The 7,053-nt window shown below is 73.9% G+C and carries 5 protein-coding genes; 4 read left to right on the top strand and 1 reads right to left on the bottom strand.

Annotated features, from left to right (window positions below; translation table 11 throughout):
* On the top strand, positions 1–1,907 hold a 1,907-nt coding region (locus G5C51_RS43805), incomplete at its 5' end, for a helix-turn-helix transcriptional regulator (protein ID WP_165239816.1).
* Between the two features lie 137 nt (positions 1,908–2,044).
* Positions 2,045–3,805, top strand: coding sequence for a putative Ig domain-containing protein (locus G5C51_RS21690; RefSeq protein ID WP_165239815.1), 1,761 nt, complete (start codon positions 2,045–2,047; stop codon positions 3,803–3,805).
* Here G5C51_RS21690 and G5C51_RS21685 read toward each other — a convergent pair.
* Positions 3,734–4,723: a LysR substrate-binding domain-containing protein gene (locus tag G5C51_RS21685; RefSeq protein WP_165239814.1), complete on the bottom strand. Its 990-nt coding sequence runs from the start codon at positions 4,721–4,723 to the stop codon at positions 3,734–3,736. The genes G5C51_RS21690 and G5C51_RS21685 overlap by 72 nt on opposite strands.
* 190 nt (positions 4,724–4,913) lie before the next feature.
* Here G5C51_RS21685 and G5C51_RS21680 point away from each other — a divergent pair, with 190 nt between their 5' ends.
* Positions 4,914–5,702 carry an ABC transporter ATP-binding protein gene (locus G5C51_RS21680; RefSeq protein WP_165239813.1) on the top strand — a complete coding sequence of 263 codons (789 nt, stop codon included), beginning with the start codon at positions 4,914–4,916 and terminating at the stop codon, positions 5,700–5,702.
* Between the two features lie 4 nt (positions 5,703–5,706).
* Positions 5,707–7,047, top strand: a complete 1,341-nt coding sequence (locus tag G5C51_RS21675) for an FtsX-like permease family protein (RefSeq protein ID WP_165239812.1) — start codon at positions 5,707–5,709, stop codon at positions 7,045–7,047.
* Positions 7,048–7,053 lie beyond the last annotated feature (6 nt).

The following is a 7,053-nucleotide window of genomic DNA, read 5'->3' as shown; positions in this document are numbered from 1 at the left end:
GCCCCGCCGACGAAGCCGGCGTCCGTCCCGCCCTCGACCCCGACGCCCTCCTAGCCACCGCCGCCACCGCCGGTTTCCTCACCCGCGACCCCCGCGGCGAAGTCCGCTTCACCGCAGGCGTCTACGCCACCGTTCTCGCCTCCACCACCCCCTGGCCCGCCGTAGCCGCCGCGCATGCGCGCCTAGCCGCCGCCGTCACCGACCCCATCCAGGCGGTACGTCACCGCGCCCTCGCCACCGACGCAGTCGACTCCGCCCTCGCCGCCGACCTGGCACAAGCCGCCCTGGACTGCCGTGACCGCGGCGACCGCGCGACCGCCGCCGAGCTCGCCCTCCTCGCCGCCGAGCGCACACCCGCCGCCGACGCCGAAGGCGCCCTGCGCCACTACGAGTCCGCCGCCGCTGACGCCGGCCGCGCCGGTCGCCTCGACCTCGCCCGCCGCGCCGCCGCCGCGGTCACCGACCGCACCGCACGCCCCGCCCCCCGCGTGCACGTCCTGCTCGCCGTCATCGACGCCGCCGGGCAGGCCCTGGACGACGTCGGCGAGCTCTTCGTCCGTGCCGCCGCCGAGGCCGACCGCGACCCGGCCCTCCTCGCCGCCGTCCAGCTCCGCCTCGCCTGGAAGGCGAATCTCGCCGACGGCGACCCGGTCCGCGCCCGCTCCGCCGCCAGCCGCTCCGCCGCGCTGGCTGCCCGCGCCGGGGACACGGAGACCGCGGTCGCCGCGCTCACCATGCGCGCCCGACTCGAGCGCATCCTCGGCGACCCCGCCGCCGAGCACACCCTCGCCGCCGCCCTCCGCGACTCCGGCGCCCCGCATCCCACCGGACTGCGCAACCAGCCCCACTTCCTGCGCCTGCGCCACGCCCTCTTCGACGACGATCTCGACCGCGCCCGCGACGGGCTGCTCCACCTCCTCCCGCTCGCCGAACGCTCCGGCGAAGCCGAGGACGTCATCGAGGTGCTGCGCAGCCTCGCCGAGACGCAGGCCCGTTCCGGCCGCTGCCGCGACGCCGTCGGATACGCCGAGCGCGCGGCCCGTATCGCCGCGGACGCGGGGCTCTCACCAGGGCCGAGCTGGTACACCGGCGCCCTCGCCGAAGCCGCCGGCGGCAGCTTCGAGCGCGCGCGGACGCTGGCGGAGCGCGGCGTACGGGCCTCACGCGAGGAGCACGATCAGGTCTTCCTCTCCCGGAACCGGTACGCGCTCGGGCACATCCTGCTGATCACCGGCGACCCGGCCGCGGCCGCCGAAGTCCTCCTCGACGTACGGGAGCTGGAGCGGGCGCAGCGCGTCGCCGACCCCTCGGTGCTGCGCTGGCACGGCGATCTCGCCGAGGCCCTCGCCGCCACCGGCCGGCAGCCGGAGGCCGCCGAACTGATCGCCACCACGACCGCCGCCGCCCGCGATCTGGGCCGCACCGGCGTTCTCGCCGCCCTGCGGCGGGCCGAGGCCGCGGCGGCCGAACCAGCCGAGGCGGAGCGGCTGTTGCGTTCCGCCGCCGACGATTTCGCCGCGCTCGGCCTCCCGCTGGAGCACGCCCGTACGCTCTGGGCCCTGTCCCGCACCCACCTGCGCCTGCGCCGCCGGGCCGCCGCCCGCGCGGCGCTGGAGGACGCGCTCGCGATCTTCACCGAAGCCGGCGCCGCGGCCTGGCAGGCGCTGCTCACCGAGGCTCTGGACCGGCTCCTGGCCGGTGCCTCGGGGCGCGCGCTCACGGACGCCGAGCACCGGCTCGCCGCTCTGGTCGCGGCGGGCGCGAGCAACCGGGAGGCGGCGGCGCGGCTCTTCCTGTCGGTGAAGACGGTGGAGGCCATGCTCACCCGCATCTACCGCAAGCTCGACGTCCGTTCGCGGGCGCAGCTGGCCGCCGCCTGGGCGGACACGGGGGAGCAGCCGGCCTGACCGGAGAGCGGTGCAAGGGATTCCCCCGATGCCTGCCCGGCCCCCGCGGACCAGCCTGCTGAACACCTGACGTGAACCCGACAGGCTTCCCCCTTCCCCCAAGCGCTTCCCCCGCGCGACCTCCGAGAGGAGCGGCCATGACACACCGACGCCCCCGCGCCTGGCTGTTGTCCGCCACACTCGCTCTGTCCCTGCTCGGCGCCCTGGCCGCCGGCACCGCCGGCGCCGCACCCGCAGAAACCGACCCCGATCCCGGCTCCGTACCCAAGGGCCTGCTCCACGCCCTCGAACGCGACCTCGGTCTCGACGCCGACGCGGCCCGCACCCGCGCCGCCGCCGAGGCACGCGCAACGACCACCGCCGCCCGGCTGCGCGCCGCACTGCCGGCCACCGACTACGCCGGGCTCTGGTACGACGCCGCCACCGGCAAGCTCAAAGCCGCCGTCACCGACGCCGCCACCGCCCGCCGCGCCACCCAACTCGGCGCGACCGCACAGCGCGTGACACACGACCGCGCCACCCTCCACGGCGCCGCCCGCGCCATCGGCCGCTCCGCCGAAAAGAGCAAGGGCAAGGGCATCCCCGGCATCGTCGCCTGGGGCGTAGACGAACGCCGCAACCAGGTCACCATCACCGTCGCGAAGCCCGACCGCACCGCCACCACCGACCGCTTCCTCCGCCGCGCCACCTCCCTCGGCTCGTACGTGAAGGTGCGCGAGATCAGCAGCGCACCCACCCAGCAGGGCGGCGAAGTCGCCGGCGGCGAGAAGTGGGTGCCCGGGTCCGAAAGCCCCTGCTCCATCGGCTTCTCCGCGACCGGCTCCGCCGATGCCAAGTCCTTCCTCACCGCGGGCCACTGCACCAACGACGCCAACCAGCCCGCCTACGGAAAGGACGGCACCCGCATCGGCACCTCGAACGTGAACGGCAGCCACAGCATCAACGCCCGCGAGGGCGACTTCGGCGCGGTCGCCGTCGACCAGGCCGGCTGGACGCTCAGCCCTCGCGTCGAGGGCTGGTCCAGCACCGACGTCGACGTCACCGGCTCCGCCGAGGGCGTCGTCGGGCAGGCGGTCTGCCGCTCCGGGCAGACCAGCGGCTGGCGTTGCGGCGAGATTACCCAGGTCAACCAGACCGTGGACTACGGCAACGTCGTCATCGACGGCCTCTCCTACTCCGACGCCTGCTCGGCCGGTGGCGACTCCGGCGGCAGCTACGTCACCGCCTCCGGCGCCAAGGCCGTCGGCATCCACTCCGGCGGCGGCAGCGCCACCTGCGGCAGCAGCGGCGACACCTTCACCATCTTCCAGCCGGTCAACGAGGCCCTGCAGAAATGGGGCCTGACCCTCACCACCGGCACCCAGCAGCCCGGCGAGGTCCAGGTCGCCGCGGTCGCCGACCGGCAGAGCGCCGTCGGCGAGGCGGCTGAGCTGAAGAACAGCGCCACCGGCGGCACCCTCCCGTACACCTGGTCCGCGTCGGGCCTGCCCGCGGGCCTCGCCATCGACGCAGGTACGGGCACGGTCACCGGCACCCCGACCGCCGAGGGCACGCACGCGGTGAAGGTCACCGCGACCGACAAGGACGGCAAGTCCGGCTCCACGGCCTTCACCTGGACCGTCGGCGGCACCAGCGGCGGCGACCCGCTGCTCACCGACCCGGGCAGCCAGACGGTCTACATCGGCAAGCCGGTCTCGCTGCAGCTGGCCGCGACCGGCGGTACGGCGCCCCTGCGCTGGTCGGCCACCGGGCTGCCGGCGGGGCTGTCCATCGACCCGGCCACCGGGAAGGTCACCGGCACGCCGACGACCTGGGGCACGGCCGGGTCACGGGTGACGGTTACGGACCGGGAGGGGAAGGCCGACACTCTCGACATCACCTGGTACGTCTTCTTCTGAGATCTGCCCGCCGGCCAGGCCCGTCTTCATGGGCAGGGCCAGCGGGCCCCTCTCGCGTACGACGTCGGCGAGGGTACGTACCGCCTCGGTCTCGGCAGCCGCGCTCCAGACGAGTGCCCAGCGCAGCGGCTCGGCGTCGTGGATGGGCACGTAGGTCACCCCGGGGTGCGGCAGATACTCGATCGACTGCGAGCCCATGGGCGACATGGCCTCGCCGGTCGCGAGGACCGGGATCATCTGCTCGACGGTGGTGACGATCGGCCCGATCGGGATCTGCCGTCCGCCGGGGGTGTGGAAGGGGACGAGCGCCGCGCGCCAGTAGTCGGGCGCGGCGCCGCCCATCACCGTCTCACCGGCCAGATCCTCGATCGACACCGTGTCCTTGGCGGCCAGCGGGTGGCTGGAGTTGACGCCGAGCACCACCGGCTCGGTCGCGATCACCGGGCCCACCACAAGGTCGGGTTCCCGCACCGGCTCCCACAGGATGGTGACGTCGGCCTCTCCGGCGCGCAGCGCTGCGAACGGGTCGCCGAACGGCACCGAGCGCACCACCACCTCGGTCCCGGGAAGGCGGGATTCGAAGTCGTCCAGGTAGGGGCGGTAGGCGGCGACATTCCAGCCGACCATCCCGAGCCGCAGGAACCGCCGGTTGTTGCCCTGCGCCGCAAGCTCCGCCCGCTCCAGCGACTCCTGCAACGCGCGCCGTACCGGCTTCAGATCCCCCACCAGCTGCGCCCCGATCGGCGTCAGCTCCACCTTGCGGCTGGTGCGCTCGAACAGCGCCGCCCCGATGCGGCGCTCCTGCTTGGCGATCGACTGGCTCACCCGCGCCTGCGTCAGATGCAGTCGCTCCGCCGTGCGCCCGAAGTGCAGCTCCTCCGCGAGAGTCAGAAAGATCTCGATATCCCGCAGCTCCACGTGCTTCCCCCCACCCGCGATCGATAACTGTTCCTAATGGACCGTTATCCGATCGGTCGTTGACCGGAGATTAGTCAGCCGCCAGGGTCCCAGGCAATGCGACAGCCGGGCGGTGACTGATAAGCGTGGCTTAAACGCTTATGCCACAACTCGCGTTGATGCATGATGAGTTGCCCAGCACGCTGACCGCATGACTAATCCACAGAGACCTGGCGCACCCGAAGCGCTGCGCCTCACCCACGTGACCAAGGTCTACGGCACCGGCGACGGCGCCGTGACCGCGCTCGACTCCGTCTCCCTCGCCCTCCCCGCCGGCACCTTCACCGCCGTCATGGGCCCCTCAGGGTCCGGCAAGTCCACCCTGCTGCAGTGCGCGGCGGGCCTCGACCGGCCGGACAGCGGCACCGTCACGGTCGACGGCCAGGAGCTGACCGGCGGCAGCGAGGCCGAGCTGACCAAGCTGCGGCGGCAGCGGATCGGCTTCGTCTTCCAGCAGTACAACCTGCTGCCCACGCTCAGCGTGCTGCAGAACACCGTGCTGCCGCTCAAGCTGGCCGGCCGCCGCGTCGACCCGGTACGGGCGGCGGACATCCTCGCCCAGGTCGGCCTCGGCGACCGGCTGGCCCGGCGCCCCGACGAACTCTCCGGCGGCCAGCGGCAGCGCGTCGCCATCGCCCGCGCCCTGGTCACCGAGCCTTCCGTGGTCTTCGCCGACGAGCCCACGGGGGCCCTGGACACCCGCAGCGCCCGCGAGGTGCTGCGCCTGCTGCAGGAGGCGGTACGGGTGCACGGCCGCACCGTCGTGATGGTCACCCATGATCCGGTCGCGGCCTCGTACGCCGATGCCGTGATCTTCCTCGCGGACGGCCGCCCGGCCGGGCAGCTGAACGCTCCCACCGTCGACGCGGTCGCCGAGCGTCTCGCGCACCTCGGCGATCTGGCCGACGGCACCGCCAACGGCCTGCCGGCGGGGGTGTGATGACGTGTTCGCACTCGCGCTGAGTTCCCTGCGCCAAAGACCCGGGCGCGCGCTCGCCACGCTCATCTCCGCCGCGCTGGGCGCCACCATCGTCATGGGCTTCAACTCGATGTTCGACACGGCGTCCGGCAAGGGCGTCGACGACGTCAGCGCCGAGACGCTGACCACCGCCGGGTCCGTGGTCGGCGGCTACGCCGGCCTGCTGGTGTTCTTCTCGGTGGCCTCCACGCTGACCGTGAACGTGCGGCAGCGCGCCGAGGAGATCGCGCTGCTGCGCAGCACCGGAGCGACCCCGGGGCAGATCAAGCGGATGGTCGTGGGCGAGGCGCTGGTGGTCGCGCTGGCCGGCACCGCCCTCGCCGTCGGGCCCGCGATCCTCGGCGGGCAGGCGCTGCTCGGGCAGTTCCAGGACAGCGGGCAGGTCGCGCGCGGCGTTGACTTCGTCTTCGGGCCCATCGCGATCGGGTCCGGCGTCGGCATCACGCTGCTGGCCTCGGCGGGCGCCGCGTTCCTGGCCGTACGGCGGGCGGCGAAGGCCGCGGCCGGACAGCGCCCCCGCCGGCAGCGGATACGCAAGGTCGCCGCGATCGCCGCGCTGGTGGCGGGCGCCGGCAGCTCCGGCACCACGCTCGCCATGGAGGCGGGGAGCCCGGCGTCCATGGCACCGCCGTCCTACGGGGCGATCCTCGTCGCCGTCGGCCTCGCCCTGCTGGCCCCGGAGATGCTGAAGGCGGTGCTGGACCGGCTGCAGCGGCGGGCCACCGAGCGTTACGGGGCCGGCGGCTTCCTCACCGTCCACAACATGCGCCAACGCGCCGACCAGATGTCCGGCATGCTCACCTCGCTCACCCTCTTCACCGGCATGGCGACGGCCCTGCTGTACATGCAGGGCATCGAGAGCGACGCGATCGCCGCCGCCGGGCTGACGAAGTCGGTGGAGGACAAGAACCTGGAGACGCTGAACTACATCGTGGTCGGCATCGTCATCGCCTTCGCCTGCATCATGCTGATCAACAGCCTGTACGCGGCGACCTCGTACCGCGGCCGGGAGTTCGGCCAGCAGCGGCTCGCCGGGGCCACCTCGCGCCAGGTGCTCGGCATGGTCGGCCTGGAGGGCGTCGTGCTCGCGGCGACCGGGATCCTGGCGGGCACCTTGGCCGGTCTCGCGGGCGTGCTGCCGTTCAGCCTGCTGCGTACCGACTCGCCCTGGCCGGAGGGCCAGAGCCCCGTCATCTGGCTCGCCATCGTCGCGATCGCGGCCGCGGCGACGCTGGTCACCAGCCTGGCCACGGCCGGGCGCGCGCTGCGGACCCCGGTCGTGGAGGCGGTCGCCGTGGCGGCCTGAGCCCTC

Source organism: Streptomyces coryli, assembly GCF_011044975.1.
In the GTDB taxonomy this organism is placed as follows: Bacteria; Actinomycetota; Actinomycetes; order Streptomycetales; family Streptomycetaceae; genus Streptomyces; species Streptomyces coryli.
This window is presented reverse-complemented; position numbering and strand designations above follow the sequence as displayed.